This is a genomic window from Desulfosporosinus orientis DSM 765 (assembly GCF_000235605.1).
Lineage (GTDB): Bacteria > Bacillota > Desulfitobacteriia > Desulfitobacteriales > Desulfitobacteriaceae > Desulfosporosinus > Desulfosporosinus orientis.
Genome location: NC_016584.1, coordinates 2,739,607 through 2,760,791 on the forward strand (window position 1 = coordinate 2,739,607; position 21,185 = coordinate 2,760,791).

The window sequence follows — 21,185 nt, forward strand, 5'->3', positions numbered from 1 at the left end:
TATCTTGAATATCAAACAATAAAATGTTCTTACTAAATTTGGAGGTGTGCGGGCCGGCTTAATTGCTCTAACAGAATCGGTAAAGAGGATAGGGATATGAAAGGATGATGTAATTGCTAACACTATTAAAAGACGAGGAAAAAAGGACAGTCGTGTTCCTTGTGATATCGTTCATTTCTGTGGTAATCAGCTTCTTTAACATTGGAAGTTTACCTTTTAATGCCGCATGGGTGGCAATTTTGCTGTGTGGCCTGCCAATCGTCAAGGGGGCCGTGGTTGGTCTTGTTACGGAATTTGACATCAAAGCCGACGTGTTGGTATCCATCGCTTTAATCGCCTCGGTGATTATCGGTGAGACTTTTGCTGCCGGTGAAGTCGCATTTATTATGGCAATCGGTGCCTTTCTGGAAGAAACCACCGTGGCCAAAGCCCGGGCCGGCATTGAAAAACTGGTTCACCTCACTCCGACAACGGCCAGGGTGGTCAGGAACGGCAAAGAAAGGATTGTTCCTGCTGAGGAGGTTAAGGTTGGTGATATTCTGCGTGTCCTCGCCGGTGAAACTATTGCTGTAGACGGCATCATCGTAAGCGGGCAAACCTCCGTCAACCAGGCGCTAATGACGGGAGAATCCCTGCCTGTTGACAAGAGCGCCGGAGACGAGGTTTCCAGCGGAACGGTTAATCAATTCGGCACCTTCGATATGAAGGCCACAAAAGTTGGCGAGGATAGCTCCCTGCAAAGAATGATCCGGCTGGTCCAGTCTGCCGACGCCGGCAAAGCGAAAATTGTCGGGATTGCGGACAGGTGGGCCACCTGGATTGTAGTTATAGCTTTGACTTCCGCAGTCCTGACTTGGCTGATGACTGGGGAAATTATCCGTGCCGTGACCATACTGGTTGTGTTCTGCCCTTGTGCTCTGGTGCTGGCTACGCCTACAGCCATTATGGCGGGGATCGGCAACGCCACGAAGTTTGGCATCCTGATTCGCGAGGGCGACGCCCTGGAAAGACTGTCCGGGATCAAACGAATTGCCTTTGACAAAACAGGCACCCTTACCTATGGAAAACCCGATGTGGCGGCTGTCCGGAGCTTTGATCCCGCTTTGTCTGACCAAGAACTGCTGTCCCTGGCAGCCTCCGTAGAACTGCGTTCCGAGCATCCCCTGGGGAAAGCCATTGTCGCTCATTTTAAGGCTGCTTCAAAAGCATCTCTGCCCGAGCCCGGCGATTTTCAGATGCTTGCGGGGCGGGGTGTTTCCGCACTGGTAGACGGCCGCGCCATTCTTGCCGGCAATGCAGAACTGCTGCGGGATTACTCAGTCCCCTTGCCCCCAACGATCCTGGAAAAGGCAGATGAATACAGAAATGATGGCTGCACCATCATCTTTGCTTCTGTGGACGGCCAGGCTTCAGGTTTTATAGCCCTGTCGGACACTTTGCGGCCGGATGCCGTGGATGTGGTCAGGAACATTGAGAAATTAAACGTCAAGAGTACCCTGCTGACAGGTGACAACCACCATGCTGCTTCTCACATGGCCAAGATCGCAGGAATTGATGACCTCCATACGGATTGCCTGCCTGAACATAAAATGACTGTTATCGAAGAGTATCAAAGGGGTGGTGACTTGGTCTGCATGGTTGGCGACGGTGTAAACGATGCCCCCGCTCTCAAAAAAGCCCATGTGGGCATTGCCATGGGCGGAATCGGCAGCGATATCGCCGTGGAGGCAGCGGATATTGCCCTGGTCAGTGACGATATCCAGAGCATTCCTCATTTGCTGGCCTTGTCAAAACGAACCATGAATACCATCAAGCTCAATATGGCCCTTTCCATGGCCCTTAATTTTGCCGCAATTATTCTGGCCATGGTCGGTTTGCTTGGTCCAGTTGTAGGTGCGTTGGTACATAATGCCGGCTCCGTCGCGGTGATTATTAATTCTTCTCTGCTTTTAAAATGGAAGGAGCATTTGTCGGCATAGGTGAGACCAATTGAGTATTAATCAGGCCGCGATTACAGTTACGGTCATGAATATGAAGACGAATGATGTCCCCGTTTTTATTTTTCAAAAAAAACGGTGAGCGGATCCGTGAGAGCCTTTATTCCTATGCTGAGCACCTTTACTATACATTTCTTCACCATTTTGTGGGGGTATCTCGAAATTTTGGCTATTCTCCTGGGTGGGATCAGTTGTTGAATCTGCTGGAATCTGGCCATATAGATTTTGATATTCAATCTTGGCAGCCTGCAGCTGGGCGTTGCCCCTGTCACATCTGAGATTTAATAGGGAACAGTGTTTACTGCAGCCTGTGCAGAACATGTTGCCAAGGAAATCAGAGAGACTCATAGTTTGGCCATATGCTTGGGTGTCTTGGAGGATTGGGTTTCCAGAATCATCATTGCCTGGAGGATTCGCCGGGCTGCGTGACGAAACACTTGGAGGTGTGCTGGTATAGGGTAACTGCTTATCTGACCCTAGCAGAGTTTTGGTACATAAGGTGCCGATAATTATGCCTGTTACTAAGGTTAAGGCAGTTTTTATTTCACGCTGGGCAAACACGCTGCGCATAAAAGCCCAAATATAGCTTCGATGTAAGAAAAGATGTATTGCAATAAGTACCAGACAGAAATATGAACTGAATTTATGTATGGAAACTAAGAAGGCCGAATTTCCATTTGATCCGGAGGGGAAAATCACTTGGGAAATCCTTATCCCGGTTAAGAAAATAATACTAGTACCCAGCAATAGTGCTAAATTTAAAATGTACATTAACCTGGGCTTTATCGTATTTTTTGTTCTCAACAAATTTCTGGTGGAAATTTTAACCCATGACCAGTTTAAAAGGATGTGGGCTATAAAAAGGACAAAAATGAAAAGTCCCGCAATTTCATGGAAGACAAGTCCTGTACCAGAAGCATCCTGTAAAAGTAAGAATACAAGGATCATCAGGAAATCAAGGGTTATCTTGGTTGATATTGTTCTGTTCATATTATCTGCTCCTTTCGTTGCATCGAAGTTTTCTTCCTGTCTTGTAGGCAATGTTTATTGGTTAAGACTATTTTATTATGTGATTGAAAACTGAAATAAAACTGAAATAAGGCTTAAATAACGCTGAAATAAATGAGAAACTGAACGTTTACATTTTCAGGTTAATTTCAGTTTAGGCAAGTATAGTTAACATAATATTGTAATACAGGAAGCTGCGAATGTTGAGTAGGTATTGGCGATGAAGGAGGACTGCAGTGCGGATTTTGCTTGTGGAAGACGATGCTCATTTGGGAGAAATAATAGTTCGGGGTTTACGTGAGGAAGGATATCAGGTTGACTGTGCCGCGGGCGGCAATGAAGCAGAGCTTTTTCTGCGCACTCGTACATACGGCGTGATTGTTTTAGACCGTATGCTGCCGGATATTCGGGGCGAAGAGTTGCTGAAAAAATGGAGACAGAGGGATTGTAATACGCCCGTTCTTATACTGACAGCTTTGGATGCGGTTTCGGACAGAGTCACCGGTTTAAAAGCAGGAGCGGACGATTACCTTGGTAAGCCTTTTGCCTTTGCGGAATTATTAGCCAGGCTTGAGGCTTTGCAGCGACGCACAAGTTTAAACACCAGTTCAGTCATCAAAGCCGGAAATTTGGAACTTAATCCTCAGACCAGGCTGCTTACCTCTCAAAAACGTTCGGTATTATTGAACAGGCTGGAATATGAGCTTATGGACATTTTCCTGCGCCATCCGGGCCAGGTACTTGGTAAGGAGACTTTGGCAGAACAGTGTTGGAAAGAACCTTGGGATGCCTCCGATAACACGATTGAAGCTCAGATTAAAAACCTGCGCAAGAAATTAAAGTTAATTGATGATCGCGAATGGATCAAAACAATGCGCGGTGTAGGCTATCGTTTGGAGGTAGTATGATTGCGTCTTTGGAAAAACAGTTTACCCTTGCGTCTTGCGGTGATAACCGGTACCGTTTTTATCGTAGTGCTCATTACAGCCCTGCTTGCGTCCTTTTTAACGACGGACTACTTGTTGAAAAGCAGTGTTGACTCGACTCTGACTTCCCTGGCCCGATCCATTGCCGATAGTTGGACGAGGAATAATGGGCCTCAGAATTTACCGATTAGGAATGATAAAGACTCTGAGGTTTACGTACAAGTCGTGGATAGTCAGGGTACAGTGGTTTATACGTCGAGCAAAGAGGATTACCTGCCTGTGGAAGGTGATTTGCTGAGGCAAGCGTTACAGGGAAAAGAGTTTTTCACAGATGCCGTTGGGCGCCACAGGCACCGCGGGCGTCTGGATGTCTCAGCCCTTTCAGACCGGGAGGGTTCTCTTTGGCCTGAAAAGGGGGGAGTACGAATTATCTACTGGCCTTTGCCTGAGAGCAAAGAGGGAAACTATGTGCTTCAAGTCGGCTTGCCTGTAAAAGAACAGGTTGAGATGCTTCTGAATTTAGGGAAAATGTTGATTGTGATATCTATAGGAGCTGTATTGATTGTGGTTGGTGTTTCAGCCTTTTTAGTGTGGAATACCTTTAAACCGCTGCGCCAAATTATTGCTGTGGCAGAGGAAATTGACGGCAGCACTTTAACTTCCAGAATTGAGGTGCCGGTTAGAGATGCCACCCTAAACCATTTGGTAGAGGTGTTGAATGCCATGCTGAAGCGGCTGGAAACTGCCTTTCTGACCCAAGCAAGGTTCGTAAATGATGCTGCCCATGATTTGCGGACTCCATTAAGTGCCCTGCGTTCCGAGTTAGAGATAACCTTGCGCCAAACACGAAGCGAGAATGAGTATATTCAGGCTTTAAAGGGATGTCTGACAGAGACGGAATACATGGGTTCCCTGACCGAAAATCTGCTTGCTTTAGCTAAGTTTGACAGCGGATTGCAAATGGAAATAGAAAAAGCCATTCCCTTGGGCCCCTTACTGGAAAGAGTAAACAGTGAATTCAGGGAATTGGCTGAACAAAATCAAATTACCTTAATTATGGATTTTGAGAAGAACTTAAGGGTGGACTGTGATCAACTAGCAATAGAACGGCTTTTGAGAAATCTTTTGGATAACGGCATTCGCTATACACCGGCTGGAGGACTGGTCGAACTGGTTTTAAGAGACAAGAGTGATCTGAAAGGCTGTGGGGGTGCGGAAATAACGATCAGAGACACCGGTATCGGTATCGGCTCCCAGGATCTGCCGCATATTTTTGAACGGTTTTACAGGTCGGATGGTGCCCGCAGGCGGGACGGAGGGGGAAGCGGATTGGGGCTATCCATTTGCCGGTCCATTGTCCTGAATCATGGAGGGGCTATTCATATTCAAAGCGAGCGCGGGAAGGGGACCTGTGTTGCCATATGGCTGCCTTGTACCAGTTCGTAAGACTAACCTTTTTCAAAACCTGAACATAGCGGGTAGTAGCCGGGGCGGTGGAGGCATCGGGGGGCGAACTCTATGTTTCCACCCTGGGGAAGAGTTATAAAATCCATTGGCAAAAGGATGGTCAGGCAATAACTTGTTGGGCACAATCAATACATAATGAACAATGTTTTGGATGGTCCTCTTTATTATGGTAGCAGCTGCCGCAGGACCAATATTCAAACTGAATGGTTGAATGGGAGATTCCAAACTTGTCAAAAATGGTATGCTGAATGCTGTGCAACAGCTCTGAAGATTGTTCTTTGCTGACATCATGAACCCAAACATGAGCTGTCATACTTTTGATTTCCTTTGAAATCGACCAGACATGAATATCACTCACTCCCTTAACCCCTTTAATTTCTAGGATTGAAGAACGCAGCTGTTGAATTGAGATGTCTTCGGGAACTGACTCCAGGAAAATAATCAGACATTCTCGGGTCATTTTGAGAGCGGATCTTAAGATTAGACAAGCAAGGCCTGCACTAAGGAGTGTATCAATATTTGACCAGCCTGTGAAAAAGATGACGATACCACCGATTAATACTCCTAAATCAGCAAGGGCATCTCCTACGAAATGAAGGAAGGCGCTTTTAACGTTGAGGTTATTAGTATTCTTTTTAAGGTTAAGAACAATGGCTATGTTCACAATCATCCCAACGATAGCAACAAAAATCATGCCTTGTGGTTCTACCGTAATAGGATGGAAAAAGCGGTCAATAGCTTTATAGAATATTAAAAGAGAAACGGCAATAAGAGATACATTATTAATTAGAGCAGTGAGAACTCCGTAGCGGTAATAGCCATATGTATTTTTATAATCTGGTCGTTTTGAACCGATTTTTAACCCCCACCAGCTGATAATAAGTGCTGAAAAATCGGTCATTAAGTGCCAGGAGTCACTGAGAAGTGCAAGACTTTTCGTAAATAGGGCAAAGCAAATCTTTACGACAAGAATTATACCGACGAGAGTAATTGAAATAAGTAACCTTTTCTGGCTTTGACCCAGGCTATAATCATCCATTATTTTTCCCTCCCCTATGATTCTTAGTACAACCGAGGATATTCCTCGGTTGTACTTTTACCAAAGATCTATGCTATTCCAAGAAAATGGGCGACCTGAGTGACGATGAAGCACACTGCGAAGGCAAGGACTGTGGGAACCATAAAGCCAACGAAAGTCCACTTCTTACTGCCAGTTTCCTTAAGCATGGTCAGCAGCGTGGTGGCACAAGGCCAATGCAATAGAGCGAAGAGCATGGTATTAAATGCAGTAAGCCAGGTCCAGCCATTAGCAACCAAAATATCCTTAAGTTCTTGCAGACTTGCAAATTCTGTGAGTTGACCGGTGGCTAAGTAGCTCATCAACAGAATCGGAATAACAATTTCATTAGCCGGAAGCCCTAGGATAAAGGCCATGAGAATAAATCCATCCAGACCAATAGCCTTTGCCAGGGGATCAAAAAACCCTGCCATATAGCTGATAACACTGAGGTCACCAATATAAATGTTTGCTAATATCCAGGTTACTGCTCCAGCCGGTGCAGCGACAACAATTGCTCTTCGTAAGACAAAGATGGTACGGTCAATGATGGAACGATATAAAACTGCACCAAATTTGGGTTTACGATAAGGCGGCAGTTCTAATACCAGTGAGGAAGCTTCCCCCTTGAGCACTGTTTCTGAGAGTAATCTTGAAACAGCAAAGGTGACAACAATACCAATGAGAATCAAGAGAGTAATCGAACCTGCAGCAACCAGGGATTGTTGGACCATGGTGAGTGCTCCGGTCATGAAAATCGAAGCGATGGCAATAAGTGTGGGGAACCGTCCGTTACAGGGAACAAAGTTGTTTGTCAAAATAGCGATGAGGCGTTCTCTCGGCGAATCGATGATTCGTGCGGCAACCACTCCGGCAGCATTGCAGCCAAAGCCCATGCACATGGTTAGGCATTGTTTTCCGCAAGCTTTTGACTTTTTGAATAAACTGTCAAGGTTAAATGCGACTCTAGGCAGGTATCCCAAATCTTCGAGAAGGGTAAACAAAGGGAAAAAGATAGCCATAGGGGGCAGCATGACAGAAACAACCCAGGCTAAGGTACGGTACATGCCTAAAACTAAAACTCCATGTATCCAAGCAGGGGCATGAAGGGCTTCAAACCAATAGGTAAGAACATCCTGGAAGCCAAATAATACATTGCCGATCATTTGTGAGGGTATGTTAGCTCCGGTTATAGTAATCCAAAAGACAATTCCTAAGAGAACAAGCATCAGTGGGTAACCTAATAATCGGGAGGTTACAATTCTGTCTATTTTTGAATCCAGGCTCTTTTGTCTGGAATAGCCATATTTTGTTACGCTTTTAGCAATTTGTTCTGATTCCAAAAAGATATCTTTAACAACCTCATCGCCAAGCTGACTAGTTGTTGTTTTTCGAATGTCTTCAGCATTCACATAAAGTTTAAGCAGCGGGTCTATGTTTTTTTGTATGGAAGCCACTTTGTTCATCTCCTTATTGATACTGCTATTTAACAGCGTTTTGCAGGTTAATATAACGGTTAATGCTTTCAATAAATGAGCTGTCATTGTCCAATAAGCGAAGGGCTAACCATCTGGGATTAATCATTTGAGCAATATTGAGGGGTTCGATTTGAGGTAAAAGAGTGTCTATGGCTTCCTCAATTTGTGGTGAATACTTTATCTGTTTGGGCTTGGTTATTTGTGATCCAATCACAAGTTCATAGACTGCCTTTTGAAGATTTTTAAGGCCAACTCCGTTACGAGCTGCCGTGGGAATCACGGGAACACCTAATTTTGCTTCCAGTCGTTCAAAATCAATCTCTATCTTCTTTTTTTGTGCTTCATCAATAAGGTTGACACAGACGACGACCTTATCCGTGATCTCCATGATCTGAAAGGCTAGATTCAGATTTCGTTCCAGAGAAGTCGCATCAAGGACAACAATTGTAGCATCAGGTTTGCCAAAACAAATAAAGTCTCTTGCTATTTCTTCTTCAGCACTATGAGAAAGCAAGGAATAGGTACCCGGTAAGTCAATCATTAAAAAGGATTTGTTCTCATAGGTATAAGATCCCTGAGCGTTATCGACGGTTTTTCCTGGCCAATTTCCCGTATGTTGGCGTAATCCTGTCAATGCGTTAAATACGGTACTCTTTCCTACATTGGGGTTTCCGGCTAAGGCTACTACATACTGTTGATCGTTAGTCTTAATTCCAAAATGTTCTCTCAATCTGTGACGATAATCCATATTCAATTTTTTCACCTCATTTATATTCCTTGGTTGTTTTAAATAACAAATCTTTCTGGCATCTTCACTGCAATAACAGAACTACGAACGATGTAGGCTATTGGATCTCCTGACGGTGCTTTCCCTACACAGGTAAGATCAGTTCCCGGGACAATTCCCAAATCCAGGATGCGGCGACGAAGAAGGCCTTTAACTTCTAGGCCGATGACTCTGCATGTTTCACCAGGGTTAGGGCGGATAATGATTTGGATAAGGTTAACATTTTCAATAACCTCCTCAGAAATGTTAGACACGGTTAACTTTTAGGTAATAATTACGGAGAAAGTTAAACAAAGCCACGTATGACAAAATAGGTTTGAGAGTAGGAAGATTAAGGATTTGTACAAAGGGTTAACAACTAATTATGAAGGTTATACTCTATGTAAGCTATCGATTGTTAACTCGGACTAACTTCTACTCCAAGAATGTTTCTGAGGTATTATATGACACTCTTTTTTGAGTTGCTACAACTAAATAGTTTTATAAAGAAGGTACTTAATTGAATGGATCGAGTGAATCTTTTCTAAACTGGGACTAGGTTGAAGATAACTGAGATAGGAGCAGAAACATTGAAAAATGTTATCAAGATTTATCATAGAGATCTAAAAAGTATCATTACCAATCCGGTTGCTCTCCTAATTATTTTCGGTATTTGCCTTCTACCTTCTTTATACGCTTGGGTAAATATTTTTGCGTGTTGGGATCCTTATGGAAACACCAGTACAATTCCGGTGGCAGTGGTCAATCAGGATAAGGACACTGTTTATCTCGATAAATCAATTAATATGGGAAACTCTATTGTGGATAAGTTAAAAACCAATAAGCAGATTGGCTGGAAGTTTGTCGATGAGAATGAGGCTGATTTGGGAGTAGTTGACGGTACATATTTTGCGGTGATAGTGATTCCCAGTGATTTTTCTGCGAGCTTTGCCAGTGTGTTAACCAATAGCCCCAAGAAACCGGAGATTATTTATAAAGTGGATACTAAGGATAACCCTGTTGCCACCAAAATTACTGAGACGGCAAAAAATTCACTTGTGGATCAGATATCTTCAAGTTTTATCGCCACAGTCAATGAAACCCTCTTTGCTACGTTTAATCAAGTTGGCAAGGATGCTGAAGCGAATAAAAACAAACTCATTCAATGGAAAGACGAGATCATCCAAGTTAATAGAAATATGGATTTGATTTTAAACATCCTGCAAGATATTAACAGCCGATCCAGTAACTTAAGCGCCTTGCTCATAGAATTAAATGCCACTATGCCGGGCGTGGATAGACAATTAAGTACCATTGGCCAGGTCAATGAAAATAATGCGAATTTGATTAAGACGACACAGCAAACCCTCAACCAGTCCTTTAATAATATAGATACCAATTTAAATAATGTTCAAGCCTCAGTTATAAGAATTCATGATTTATTAAGCGGTATTAATTCCTCAAATACTTCAGCTGCACAAGCAAATTCGAACCTAGATCAGGTCAATATGATCGTTAATGCTCTTAATGACCAACTTAGTTCCAACCTTAAATTTTTACAGCAATTGAACAATTCTGTGCCTAACGCTCAGGTTGCTAGGCTGATAGCTTCTTTACAAAGCATACAAAGTTCCTTAGCTGATGAATCGAAAAAACTCACTTCATTACAAGAGCAGTTGAACAGTGCTCATACGATCAATCAGAATATGTTGGACCAAATAATCAATGATACTACAAATATGAACCTACAGATTATCAATGCCACAAAGTTATATAATAGCAGCGCCAGAAATAGTTTGAATGCGATCAGCAATAGCTTAATCACAGCCACAAGCGATGCAGCGAATCTAATTTCTTCGGCCCAGGGCCTGCAAAGTCAAATCGATAGTTTAATGTCAACTGCGATTGAAGGAAGTCAACTGTCTGCCAAAGTATCCGGTGATTTAAGGAACCGATTACTTGAATATAAGGATATTATCGCCAAGCTAAGTGATAAACTCCAAATGATTAGTAATAATGATTTGGTTCAAATTATAACTATACTTCAGAGTAATCCTGAATTGATAGGGAGTTTTGTGTCCTCACCTTTCAATCTGCGGGAGGAGCCCATATACGTGGTGCCAAACTACGGATCAGCCATGGCTCCGGTTTATTCAGTGCTGGCACTTTGGGTAGGAACCCTTATCCTGACATCGTTGCTTAAGACGGAGGTGCCTAATTTTAAGGGAAGTAAGACTTATACAATACGTGAGAAACATTTCGGAAAGATGTTAACCTTTATCACGCTGGCTCTTATCCAGGGACTGATTATTGTACTGGGAGATAAACTGTTATTAGGGGTTTATTCAGTTAATACCCCCTTACTGATTGTCGCAGCTTTGGTTTCCTCTCTAACCTTTGCTGTTATTACCTATACATTAGTTTCGCTCTTGGGCAATTTTGGCAAGGCCTTGGCCATAATTTATATGATTATGCAATTGGCGGGAAGCGGTGGAACTTATCCCATCCAAGTTGATCCGCTGGTTTTGAGAATACTTCAGCCAACCTTTCCCTTTACTTATGCTATTTCCGTTTTTAGGGAGGCAATTGCCGGGCCGCTGATAAGTAAGGTCGTTTTAGACTTTATTATGCTGCTGTTATTTGTGGCGATTTTTGTCGTAGCAGGCTATTTCCTAAAAAAACCCCTCTATGAGCGCGTTCATAGATTTGAAACCAACTTTGAGTTATCGGGAATCGGAGAATAAGAAACACTTTGATAGATTATAAGGAGACGGTAATGAAGAAGGTTTTAGGAGTCTTTCTCCAGGATCTAAAAAGCATTTCTAAGAGTAAGGCAGCAATTCTAATTGTTATCGGGCTATGTATTTTGCCGTCCTTATATGCTTGGATAAATATCAAAGCAAGTTGGAATCCCTATGCTAATACCGGAAATCTCCCGATAGCTGTCGCTAACAATGATGAGGGAGTGGCTTATAATGGGCAAGAAATTAATGTTGGGAATCAAATCGTTGAAGAACTAAAGAAAAATAGAGACATTGCTTGGATTTTTACCGATTCCTGGCAAGGAAACTATGGATTGAATGAAGGAAAATATTACGCTTTAATTGAGATCCCTAATGATTTTTCGAGAAAAATTGTTACTCTAACCACGGAAAATCCGATTAAACCTGATATTGTCTACAGGGTCAACGAAAAGCTGAATGCCATAGCTTCCAAAATAACGAATGCCGCAACCTTAGAATTAGCCGATAAAGTGAAGAGAAACTTTGTGGCTGCAGTTACTAAAGAGGTATTAAAAACTTTAAATCCGGTTGGTGGAACCTTGCAGACTGACAAGGCAAAAATTCTTCAATTAAGAGATACCGTGACTCAGGCCAGTAATAACATCGAAGATATCAAAGGATTCATTGCCAAGGCTAATTCGAATGCCGAATCATTACAAAGCTATTTAAATAGTGTCAAAAACACCCTGCCCAAACTAAATGAGCAAATAAACAGCTTGCAAAATGTTGCGGAAGCCAATAAATCTCTAATTTTAGCAACGAAGCAATCAATCAACACCATCGAATCAAATATCAATAATGACCTGATCCAACTCCAAACAATCAATCAACAATCTCAGACCCTGTTATCAACTCTAAAGTCGATGAGTGCGGCTTCCAGTACCAGCGATTTAGTCAGCATCATCAATCAGATATCTGCCCCTTTAAGCAGCGCTGCTAATCTTATCGACGCAGATATTAAAAGCTTAGAACTGCTCAATCAGAGTTATCCAAACAAAGCATTTACCCAGCTTATAAGCCTGCTTGATGATCTTAAAAGGTTAATCACTGCTGAAGAGACAAAGGTAAATGGGTTAAAGACGTTGCTGGACAACGGTGCTTCAAGAGAGTCTATAGCTTCGGCTATCGACCAAATTTCTGCGCTCAACAATCAAGTTTCCGATAATCTTTCCCGCATATTTAATAATTTTTATTCTGTTAGTACTAATGTTTTAAATAATTTGGCCAATAACCTGACAGGAAGCATGGATAATTCCGATGCGATCTTGGAAGCGACAAGAATCATTATCCCCCAATTAAATGCCTTGGCCAATTATGGAATCGCCAGTAGTGAACTATCCGTCAAGGAAGCTAATGATTTAAGCAATAAATTATCCGCCCTGCAAAATGAATTAAATGACTTAAGCGTCAAAATGCAAAATCTAAATCAAGAAAACCTTGATCAGATCATTGATCTTATGAAAATGAATCCAGGTATGGTGTCTGATTTTCTCTCCTCACCCATCAACGTCAAAGAAATCGATATTTACAATATGGGGATCTTTGGAGTAGGTTTAACTCCCTTTTATACTGTTTTGGCAATTTGGGTAGGAGGATTGTTGCTATCCTCACTGTTGAGCGTGGAGCATACTGCTTTAGAGGATGCCGGGAACCAAAAGCTGACCATAATGCAGGCGCATTATGGCAAAATGTTGCTGTTTCTGGCGATTTCTATCATTCAAGCTCTAATTGTAACCTTAGGTGATAAATATATCTTAGGTGTTAACCCGGCTAATATGCCTTTGATGATGGGATTTGCCATACTTTCGGCTATATGTTTTACAACCATTATATTTACCTTAGTGTCTATCTTTGGCAACGTTGGCAAGGCTATGGTCGTGGTGATCATGGTATTTCAAATCGCAGGTTCGGGTGGAATTTATCCTATTCAAACCAACCCCAGAATCTTTGGTATACTACAACCCCTGTGGCCATTTACCTACGCTATTGGGGGATTCCGTGAAGCTATTGCGGGTCCGATTTGGAGTAGTGTTATAAGATATTCAATCGCTCTGCTTCTTTTCATCTGCGTATTCCTGTTTTTGGCCATCCTAAAGAAGCCTTTCCATAAAGTGACGGCGTATATGGAACATAAATTCAGAGAATCTGGTTTATAACCTTGGGGGCTATTGAAATCCCTGTCAGAATACTTTTAGTTAAGCTTTTTTAAAGTTACCAGATCCAATTCCATAACGTAGCGATGATGGCCCTTGCCGAATTCATCTTCACTCATTTTAATCGTTTTGAAACCCAATTTATCCTTATATAAATGAATTGCCCCTGGGTTTTCCGTATTAACCGTTAAATCCATTTTATTAAATCCTTGTTCTCGTATATTTATACAAATAGAATGGAGAAAATGATAGCCTAAGCTTTGTCCCTGGTATTCGTCGGCTATGGCAAAGTCAAATAGATAGGCTTTATCAAATTCTTCCCAGTCGCGCATTAAAATGGCGATACCGATAATTTTCTTTTTATTTTCTTCCTTAAGAATAAAAACATTGCCATGGCGAATTTGAGGAACTAATCCCCATTCATCGATTCCTTGCTCATTGAAAATGTCCAGTTCAAAATTAACGATCCGTCTTAATAAGGATAAATTGAAGTCCTGAACTAAATAAACTTTTATATTTCCTTGATCACCATCAAGATTCTCCACTACTTTCCGGGGTAAATCGTTTATTTCTTCTAACATGACAACAACTCCTCAATTTGTTGAAATTGTTGTTATTATCCCCCTAAAATTTTGTTTATAATCTATAATATTTTAACGGCCAAAGAGACTTTACGCTGACTCATTTTAAAGGTTATTTCTAAATAGTCTCCCTCCAATTGTAAACCATAATAAAAAAATTGGTTGACAATTGGAGGGAGACTATTATTATTAGTTATATAGAGGGGACAATCCCCGGGTAAGGACTTTGTTGATTACTAAATGTACTTGAGATTTTATGGTAAAAAATTATTTAAGAAATCGGGTGAAGCTTATGGGCCTGTATAGTATAAAGATGAGAGCAAGTAATTGTGAAGAGGGAACTGAAAAACATATTTCCGGAGCGGAGAAGATAGTAAGCGGCGGCAGTCTTCTCAGGTATTCAGACGCTTTATTAAAGAGAGGGTTGTATCATTCCAAAGGGAAAGCTGATTTCATTAATCTCAAAATCGAAGCTATCAGCAGCGCTGAAATCCTCTGTTTAGATTCATTGCCTGCCCGTACAATCCCTGTACATAATCATCAGGAAGGTATGCAAACCATTATCGGTCTGCTGGAAAAAATGAATATCCCTAAGGCGGCAGAGATTATAGAAAAGCTAAAAGAAACCTATCCTATGCGCGGTGCCATGTTGTTGGATGCCGACTCATTAGAACGATTGGAGCCTGACAAAGAGAGAGGAATTCGAGCTGTCTATATGGATGCCGATCATTCCGGCAGGCAGGAAACGATTGAAATGAAGAACCCTTATTATGAAGCAATGGTCTTAGCTGCGAAAGCAGCCTATGCTCCCAATATTATTGGTGAGATCTGTATATCGGATGATCCTAATTATGTAACAGGTTATGTGGCTTCTAAAGACATGGGATATGTACGCATTACGAAATTAAAGGAGAAGGGAAGCCAGGATGGGGGCAGGATCTTTCTTTATCGAGGAGACCGTTCCGAAGTCCAAAGCTGCCTTGATTATTTAGAGAAGCAAAAAGTACTGGTTAGAAATATACCTCCCCTGTCAGATCAGCCAGTGCCTGGCGGGAAGGGTGCCAATAACAAATGGAGTTTTATAGAGAACACCTTAGGAAATCTAAAAGACAATAATTTGTTCCGCAGTATGAATGAACTTTCCTCGGCCCAAAGTGCCCATGTCAGCTTTCAGGGCCAAGACATGCTGATGCTGGCTTCCAATAGTTATTTAGATATGTCCAACGATGGACAAGTGAAAACGTATACCTTAAAAGTCATGGAGGAATATGGTGTAGGCTCAGGCGGATCACGTTTAACAACAGGTACAACATCCATCCATCAGCAATTGGAGAATTTGCTGGCAAAATTTAAGGGGACAGAGGCGGCTTTAGTTTACAATACGGGTTACATGGCAAATGTAGGAATTATTTCCGCCCTTTGTGCCAAGGATGACATTGTCTTCAGCGATGAGCTGAATCATGCCAGTATCATTGACGGCTGCCGGTTAAGCAAGGCCAGAATAGTAGTCTACCGGCATAATGATATGGATGACTTAGAAGCAAAAATAAAAGCCAATCCCTGTGCTAAAGGATTGATCGTCAGCGATGCTGTTTTCAGCATGGATGGCGATATCGTGGATTTACCAAGGTTGTTAGAAATTGCGGAGAGATATGAGCTGTTTTCCATGCTTGACGAGGCCCATGCTACGGGTGTCATTGGTAAAAAGGGATTGGGGACGGCAGAGTATTATGGTCTGGATAAAAAGCCGGATATTCTTATGGGAACCTTAAGTAAGGCAATTGGCAGCGAAGGCGGGTTTGTCTGTGGAAAACAAATCTTAATTGACTACCTGAAGAATAAATCCCGCAGTTTTATCTTTTCCACATCCTTGTCTCCTGCTGTGACGGCATCCTCCATCAAAGCCATTGAACTAATCATGAATGAGCCGCAAAGGGTAGAAGCGTTGCAGAAAAATATCCAATACTTTTGTCAATGTTTAAGGGAATCAGGGATTGAGGCAGATTCCCAAACTGCCATTATTCCGATTATTATTGGCGGTGAGAAACAAACCATGGAGATCTCGAAAGAATTATTGGCACAAGGCTATTATATTTCAGCGATTCGCTATCCGACAGTTAAGAAAGGAAGTGCCAGACTGCGCATAACCTTGATGTCGACTCACACCAAGGAAGAACTGAAACGGTCCGCCCAGACTATTGGGAACATTGTCAACAAGTACCGGGGGAGGAATCAATCATGAGTATTCAGCACTATAAAGAAAAAGTGATCAATGGAGCCCTGATCTCGAAAGCAGAAGCAATGCTCATTGCGGAGGCTCCCCTGGAAGAAATTTGTTCAGCCGCCAATGAAATAAGAGAATATTTTTGCGGAAACAACTTTGATATTTGTGCCATCGTCAATGGCAAGAGCGGCAGGTGCTCCGAAAACTGTAAATACTGTGCTCAATCAGCATTCTACAGTACTGAGATCGATGAATATCCCCTCTTAGAGACAGGGATACTTGTGGATCAGGCCAAGTATAACGATGAACGAGGAATACTCCGTTATTCCATAGTAACTTCCGCAAAGAAACTCAATGAACAGGAAGTAAATCAAGTATGTGAAAGCATAAGGGCGATTAGAAAGGAAACAGGAATAGCTGTTTGTGTTTCCTTTGGACTATTGGATGAAGTTCAGTTCAGAAAATTGAAAGCGGCAGGGGTAAGCAGAGTACATAACAACTTAGAAACTTCAAGAAGGAACTTTCCCAATGTCTGTACTACCCATTCTTTTGATGAGAAGATTGAGACCATAAAGGCTGCTCAAAGGGCAGGGCTGAATATCTGCAGCGGGGGGATTATGGGACTGGGTGAGACGATGGAAGATAGAATTGATATGGTTCTTACCATCAGAGAGTTAGGTATCCGTTCGATTCCTGTGAATATGCTGAATCCAATTCCGGGAACACCTTATGAAAATACTGAGAAACTTACCAATGAGGATATGTGCAGAATTGCAGCGGTATTCCGTTTCTTGGTACCGAAGGCATCTATTCGCATGGCAGGGGGCAGAGGGTTATTGCCGGATAAAGGGGAACAATGCTTTCAGTCAGGGGCCAATGCGGCTATATCAGGAGATATGCTTACCACATCTGGAATTTCTATTGAACAGGATATGCAAATGTTAGAAAAGTTAGGTTATAAGGCAGGGCTATGGAATGAGTAAAGGGATTTTTATTACGGCAACAGGAACGGATATCGGCAAAACGTTTGTGACAGCCTTAATGATTAAAAAACTTCGTGAAGCAGGATTTAAGGCAGGCTACTATAAAGCTGTCTTAAGCGGGGCCGAAGTGACGAAGAATGCCTTAATTCCAGGTGATGCGGACTACGTTAACCGGGCAGCAAAGCTTGGCGAAAAGCCGGAAGGTCTGGTCTCCTACGTTTATAAAAATGCGGTTTCTCCTCACCTGGCGGCCAAGCTGGAGGGCAATCCAGTGGCAATGGAAGTGGTCAAGTCAGCCTACCGGAAAGCCGCCGCCAAATATGACTATCTTACCGTGGAAGGCAGCGGAGGAATCGTCTGTCCTATTCGTTATGATCATAGGAAAATTATGCTGGAGGATATTATCAGAGAGTTGGATTTAAGCACCTTGATTGTTGCAGATGCCGGATTAGGTACCATTAATGCTGTTGTTTTAACCGTTGAATATATGAAGCAGAAAAATCTGTCCATCAAAGGGATTATCTTCAATCATTTTCATGAAGGCAATGTTATGGAAGCAGATAATAAACAGATGGTAGAAGCCCTGACAGGGATTCCAGTCATAGCTTTGGTCAAAGATCATGATACGGAACTTAACCTTGATGCCAATAAACTTGCCGCTTTGTATGATTAGAAATCTAAAAATCAAGGGAGAGGAAGGGCAGCAATGAATTTAGTAGAAAAGGACTTAAAGTATATCTGGCACCCCTGTTCACAGATGAAAGATTATGAACAACTCAAGCCGATTATTATCGACCATGGCAAAGGCGTTTATTTATACGATCAAGCAGGTAAGGAATACATGGATATAGTAAGTTCATGGTGGTGTAATCTTTTAGGACATAGTAATGCAAAGATTAATGAAGCGATCAAAGCGCAGCTGGACCGCCTGGAGCATGTGATTTTTGCCAATTTTTCTCACGAACCGGCAATTCTTCTCTGTGAACAGTTAATGGAGATTATCCCCAAAGGACTTACTAAATTTAATTTTTCGGATAATGGTTCCGCAGCTGTAGAGTGCGCCTTGAAAATGAGTTTTCAATATCAGTATCAGACAGGACATGAAAAGAAAACCAAATTTATGTGTCTATCGGAAGGGTATCATGGGGAAACCATCGGAGCCTTGTCAGTGGGAAGCATGGATTTGTATGCCAAAATCTATAAGCCCATGTTAATGGACACGATTCATGTGGAAGCACCTGACTGTTACCGATGCTCTTATGGGAAGTTCAGAGACAGTTGTAATGCCGAATGTTTTGAACATGCGGAAAAGGCCTTTGCTGAACATGCTGATGAAACCTGTGCTATGATCGTAGAGCCTTTGCTGCAGGGAAGTGCAGGAATGAGAATCTATCCTGCCCTCTATTTAAAGAAACTTCGTGCATTATGCAACCAGTATAGGGTGATTTTAATTGCTGATGAAATTGCCACAGGGTTTGGCAGGACGGGAAAAATGTTTGCCTTTGATCACGCAGGGGTAAGCCCTGACATTATGTGCCTTTCCAAAGGTCTGACGGGGGGGTATATGCCAATGGCTATTACGATAACCACCGATGAGATCTACAATGCCTTTTATGCTGATTATAATGAAGGAAAAGCATTTATGCACAGCCATACCTACAGTGGAAACCCTTTGGGATGTTCAGCTGCCTTAGTTGTTCAGAAAATCCTAAGAGAAGACCGGATAATTGAGAAGGCTGCTCTTAGGGCTGAATATCTGCACAATCAATTAAATGAAGCATTATTAGACCATCAGCATATTGGCGAAATCAGACATCTCGGCTTGGTGAATGCTATGGAATTAGTAATCGATAAGAGGACAAAGGAAGAATATGACTCTCAGCTTAGACTGGGTTATCAGGTTTATAAGAAGGCTTTAGAGAAAGGTCTTATCTTAAGACCCCTTGGCAACGTTTTATATTTTAATCCGCCCTTGATTATTAATGAAGCAGAAATAGATAAAGCAGTATCAATCTGCGCTGAGTCCATTAAAGAGGTTATAGGCTGAAGACCCATCTATACCCAGTGTAATGAATATTGTATAATATTATTATCGTGTAAAGGAATGGAAATAGTTTGCTGGATAGCAGCAGACATAAAATATCCTGCACCGGAATGGGTATATGTCGGTTATGATGAGAGCGGAAGTTACAAATAAACATCACTTAAAATGAAAAGGAAGATAAAAATGGCGAAAAGACAAGGGAGCTCTAAGAAAAAATTATTTGAGTTACTGGAGATCCTATTTTTTGCATTTATACTATCATGGGGGCTACGTAGTACAATTATAGAAGCAGCAACCATACCAACTCCTTCTATGTCTCCGACAATTCAAGTAAACGATAGGGTCTTGGTAGACAAAATGTACTATAAATTTTCGGGAATTAGCCGGGGAGATATAATCGTCTTTAACCCGCCTGAAAATGTTAATAATCCAAAGGGTGACCCTTGGATTAAAAGAGTTATTGGTTTGCCGGGAGACACAGTACAAATAAAAGATGGTAAAGTATTTGTTAATGATGAAGCATTAGCTGAACCTTATGAAAAGGCAAAACCGAATTACAGTTATGGCCCTTTGATAGTTCCTCAGAATTCATATTTTGTATTAGGGGACAATCGTAATGATAGTTATGATAGTCATTACTGGGGAGTCTTGCCAGCAAAAAACACTATCGGAAAAGCTATGCTCAAGTACTGGCCGCTTAATGATTTTGGACAGCTAGCCAAATAGTTCAATTTCTTTGCCGGTGGTGGTTCCTGAATAATTATGGCTCATATACTTCAGGCAATAACATGCAATTTCTTGTCATAGCCATTGTCCAGCAAATTTTTAATATAAACGGCAGGGGTTAAACCGGAAAGATTCATAAATTCTTTGTAATATAGGTATAAGGGTGGAGAGGAGATGCAGGAGGAATTCACTACCTGAAAATAACTTAAATAATTTTTGCCGCTAAGGAGCTTAAAGTTTCAAGCGGCATTATTTTTTCTCATCAAGGCATGAGGAGTGTATAGTTCTGATGACGAATAGGAATTTATCCATCGTAGATACAGGGTATTGTTATGTATTCTTGAGAAAAAGTGAATATGGATTTTGATGAATAAAATTAAAGAAAAAATTGGATAGCTTTTCAATTGATACTTTTATGTCTCCTTTTAAATACATCCGGATGATTCCAATAAAACCCGAAATTAAATATTCAATAAAAAGATCCTTTTCTTGACCTGTGGAATCGGAGATATACGGGTATACGATATCCTTTAGTGTAGTTGCTAATTTTTCTGTGAAAAAGGCTGAATCACTGTCAATCATCATTGACCTATAAAAGCCCGCATTCATTTCTATCGTATTTAAAACATCTTTAATTATGGTATATAGCAGATCATCGTCTAATTCAGGAATGTTTTTTTCCGCAAGACATTTTTTGAGATCGTCCAGACACTCATTGCTGAGCTTTTCCAGTAGATCTGTTTTGTCAATATAATGGGTATAGAACGTATTTCGGTTAATAAACGCCTCCCTTGCAATATCCTGTACAGTTATGTTTTCATATTTTTTTTCTGTAAGCAGCGTTAAAAAGGCTTGTCTGATAGCTCTCTTCGTACGGATCACTCTCATATCATTCTTCAATTGCAAATTCACCGCCTGTTGGAAAATCTAAAAAATTTCGATATTTTCCAGACACAAATATGAATTGTGCCTTTTATTTTGCATGATACTAA

General features: G+C 41.7%; 18 protein-coding genes. 11 read left to right on the plus strand and 7 right to left on the minus strand.

Annotated elements, in window-relative coordinates; translation table 11 throughout:
* The first annotated feature begins 113 nt into the window (after positions 1–113).
* Positions 114–1,979, plus strand: coding sequence for a heavy metal translocating P-type ATPase (locus DESOR_RS12815; RefSeq protein WP_014185013.1), 1,866 nt, complete (start codon positions 114–116; stop codon positions 1,977–1,979).
* An 84-nt stretch (positions 1,980–2,063) separates the two neighbouring features.
* On the opposite strand, the gene DESOR_RS12820 is transcribed toward DESOR_RS12815, so the two are convergent.
* Positions 2,064–2,744: a DUF4405 domain-containing protein gene (locus DESOR_RS12820; protein WP_242832536.1), complete on the minus strand. Its 681-nt coding sequence runs from the start codon at positions 2,742–2,744 to the stop codon at positions 2,064–2,066.
* On the opposite strand from DESOR_RS12820, the gene DESOR_RS30300 reads away from it, so the two are divergent.
* The 3 genes from DESOR_RS30300 to DESOR_RS12830 all read left to right on the plus strand — a co-directional run bounded on the left by DESOR_RS30300 (position 2,647) and on the right by DESOR_RS12830 (position 5,377).
* The gene (locus DESOR_RS30300; protein ID WP_242832562.1) at positions 2,647–3,081 is read left to right on the plus strand and encodes a hypothetical protein; all 435 of its coding nucleotides are present in this window, start codon (positions 2,647–2,649) and stop codon (positions 3,079–3,081) included. The genes DESOR_RS12820 and DESOR_RS30300 overlap by 98 nt on opposite strands.
* Before the next feature lie 160 nt (positions 3,082–3,241).
* Positions 3,242–3,913, plus strand: coding sequence for a response regulator transcription factor (locus DESOR_RS12825; protein WP_014185015.1), 672 nt, complete (start codon positions 3,242–3,244; stop codon positions 3,911–3,913).
* Positions 3,914–5,377: a sensor histidine kinase gene (locus DESOR_RS12830; protein ID WP_014185016.1), complete on the plus strand. Its 1,464-nt coding sequence runs from the start codon at positions 3,914–3,916 to the stop codon at positions 5,375–5,377. It abuts the gene before it with no gap.
* A gap of 121 nt (positions 5,378–5,498) precedes the next feature.
* Here DESOR_RS12830 and DESOR_RS12835 read toward each other — a convergent pair whose 3' ends face one another.
* From DESOR_RS12835 to DESOR_RS12850, 4 genes are all read right to left on the minus strand, one after another.
* A complete protein-coding gene (locus DESOR_RS12835; protein ID WP_014185017.1) occupies positions 5,499–6,437 on the minus strand; it encodes a cation diffusion facilitator family transporter in 939 nt (312 codons plus the stop codon).
* 68 nt (positions 6,438–6,505) lie between these two features.
* A complete protein-coding gene (locus DESOR_RS12840) occupies positions 6,506–7,912 on the minus strand; it encodes a nucleoside recognition domain-containing protein (RefSeq protein ID WP_014185018.1) in 1,407 nt (468 codons plus the stop codon).
* Between the two features lie 25 nt (positions 7,913–7,937).
* Entirely contained in the window at positions 7,938–8,681 is a 744-nt protein-coding gene (locus DESOR_RS12845) for a FeoB small GTPase domain-containing protein (RefSeq protein WP_042332246.1), read from the minus strand.
* Between the two features lie 38 nt (positions 8,682–8,719).
* Positions 8,720–8,965: a FeoA family protein gene (locus DESOR_RS12850; RefSeq protein WP_427854241.1), complete on the minus strand. Its 246-nt coding sequence runs from the start codon at positions 8,963–8,965 to the stop codon at positions 8,720–8,722.
* Between the two features lie 324 nt (positions 8,966–9,289).
* Here DESOR_RS12850 and DESOR_RS12855 point away from each other — a divergent pair, with 324 nt between their 5' ends.
* Positions 9,290–11,443, plus strand: a complete 2,154-nt coding sequence (locus DESOR_RS12855; RefSeq protein WP_014185020.1) for a YhgE/Pip domain-containing protein — start codon at positions 9,290–9,292, stop codon at positions 11,441–11,443.
* Between the two features lie 32 nt (positions 11,444–11,475).
* Positions 11,476–13,638, plus strand: coding sequence for a YhgE/Pip domain-containing protein (locus DESOR_RS12860; protein ID WP_014185021.1), 2,163 nt, complete (start codon positions 11,476–11,478; stop codon positions 13,636–13,638).
* 35 nt (positions 13,639–13,673) lie between these two features.
* Here DESOR_RS12860 and DESOR_RS12865 read toward each other — a convergent pair whose 3' ends face one another.
* Positions 13,674–14,216 carry a GNAT family N-acetyltransferase gene (locus DESOR_RS12865; protein WP_014185022.1) on the minus strand — a complete coding sequence of 181 codons (543 nt, stop codon included), beginning with the start codon at positions 14,214–14,216 and terminating at the stop codon, positions 13,674–13,676.
* A 292-nt stretch (positions 14,217–14,508) separates the two neighbouring features.
* On the opposite strand from DESOR_RS12865, the gene bioF reads away from it, so the two are divergent.
* The 5 genes from bioF (at position 14,509) to lepB (ending at position 20,193) form a co-directional block, all read left to right on the plus strand.
* Positions 14,509–16,458, plus strand: coding sequence for an 8-amino-7-oxononanoate synthase (bioF, locus tag DESOR_RS12870; protein WP_042332252.1), 1,950 nt, complete (start codon positions 14,509–14,511; stop codon positions 16,456–16,458).
* A complete protein-coding gene (gene bioB, locus DESOR_RS12875) occupies positions 16,455–17,423 on the plus strand; it encodes a biotin synthase BioB (RefSeq protein ID WP_014185024.1) in 969 nt (322 codons plus the stop codon). Before bioF ends, bioB begins: the two co-directional genes overlap by 4 nt.
* Complete coding sequence (bioD, locus tag DESOR_RS12880; RefSeq protein WP_014185025.1) at positions 17,416–18,096, plus strand: dethiobiotin synthase; 681 nt, start codon at positions 17,416–17,418, stop codon at positions 18,094–18,096. Before bioB ends, bioD begins: the two co-directional genes overlap by 8 nt.
* A 33-nt stretch (positions 18,097–18,129) precedes the next feature.
* Positions 18,130–19,470, plus strand: coding sequence for an adenosylmethionine--8-amino-7-oxononanoate transaminase (bioA, locus tag DESOR_RS12885; RefSeq protein WP_014185026.1), 1,341 nt, complete (start codon positions 18,130–18,132; stop codon positions 19,468–19,470).
* A gap of 180 nt (positions 19,471–19,650) precedes the next feature.
* Positions 19,651–20,193: a signal peptidase I gene (gene lepB / locus DESOR_RS12890; protein WP_014185027.1), complete on the plus strand. Its 543-nt coding sequence runs from the start codon at positions 19,651–19,653 to the stop codon at positions 20,191–20,193.
* A 330-nt stretch (positions 20,194–20,523) separates the two neighbouring features.
* Here the strand turns inward: lepB and DESOR_RS12895 are convergent, their stop codons facing one another.
* On the minus strand, positions 20,524–21,093 hold the full coding sequence (locus DESOR_RS12895) for a TetR/AcrR family transcriptional regulator (protein WP_052304308.1): 570 nt from the start codon (positions 21,091–21,093) through the stop codon (positions 20,524–20,526).
* Positions 21,094–21,185: the final 92 nt, after the last annotated feature.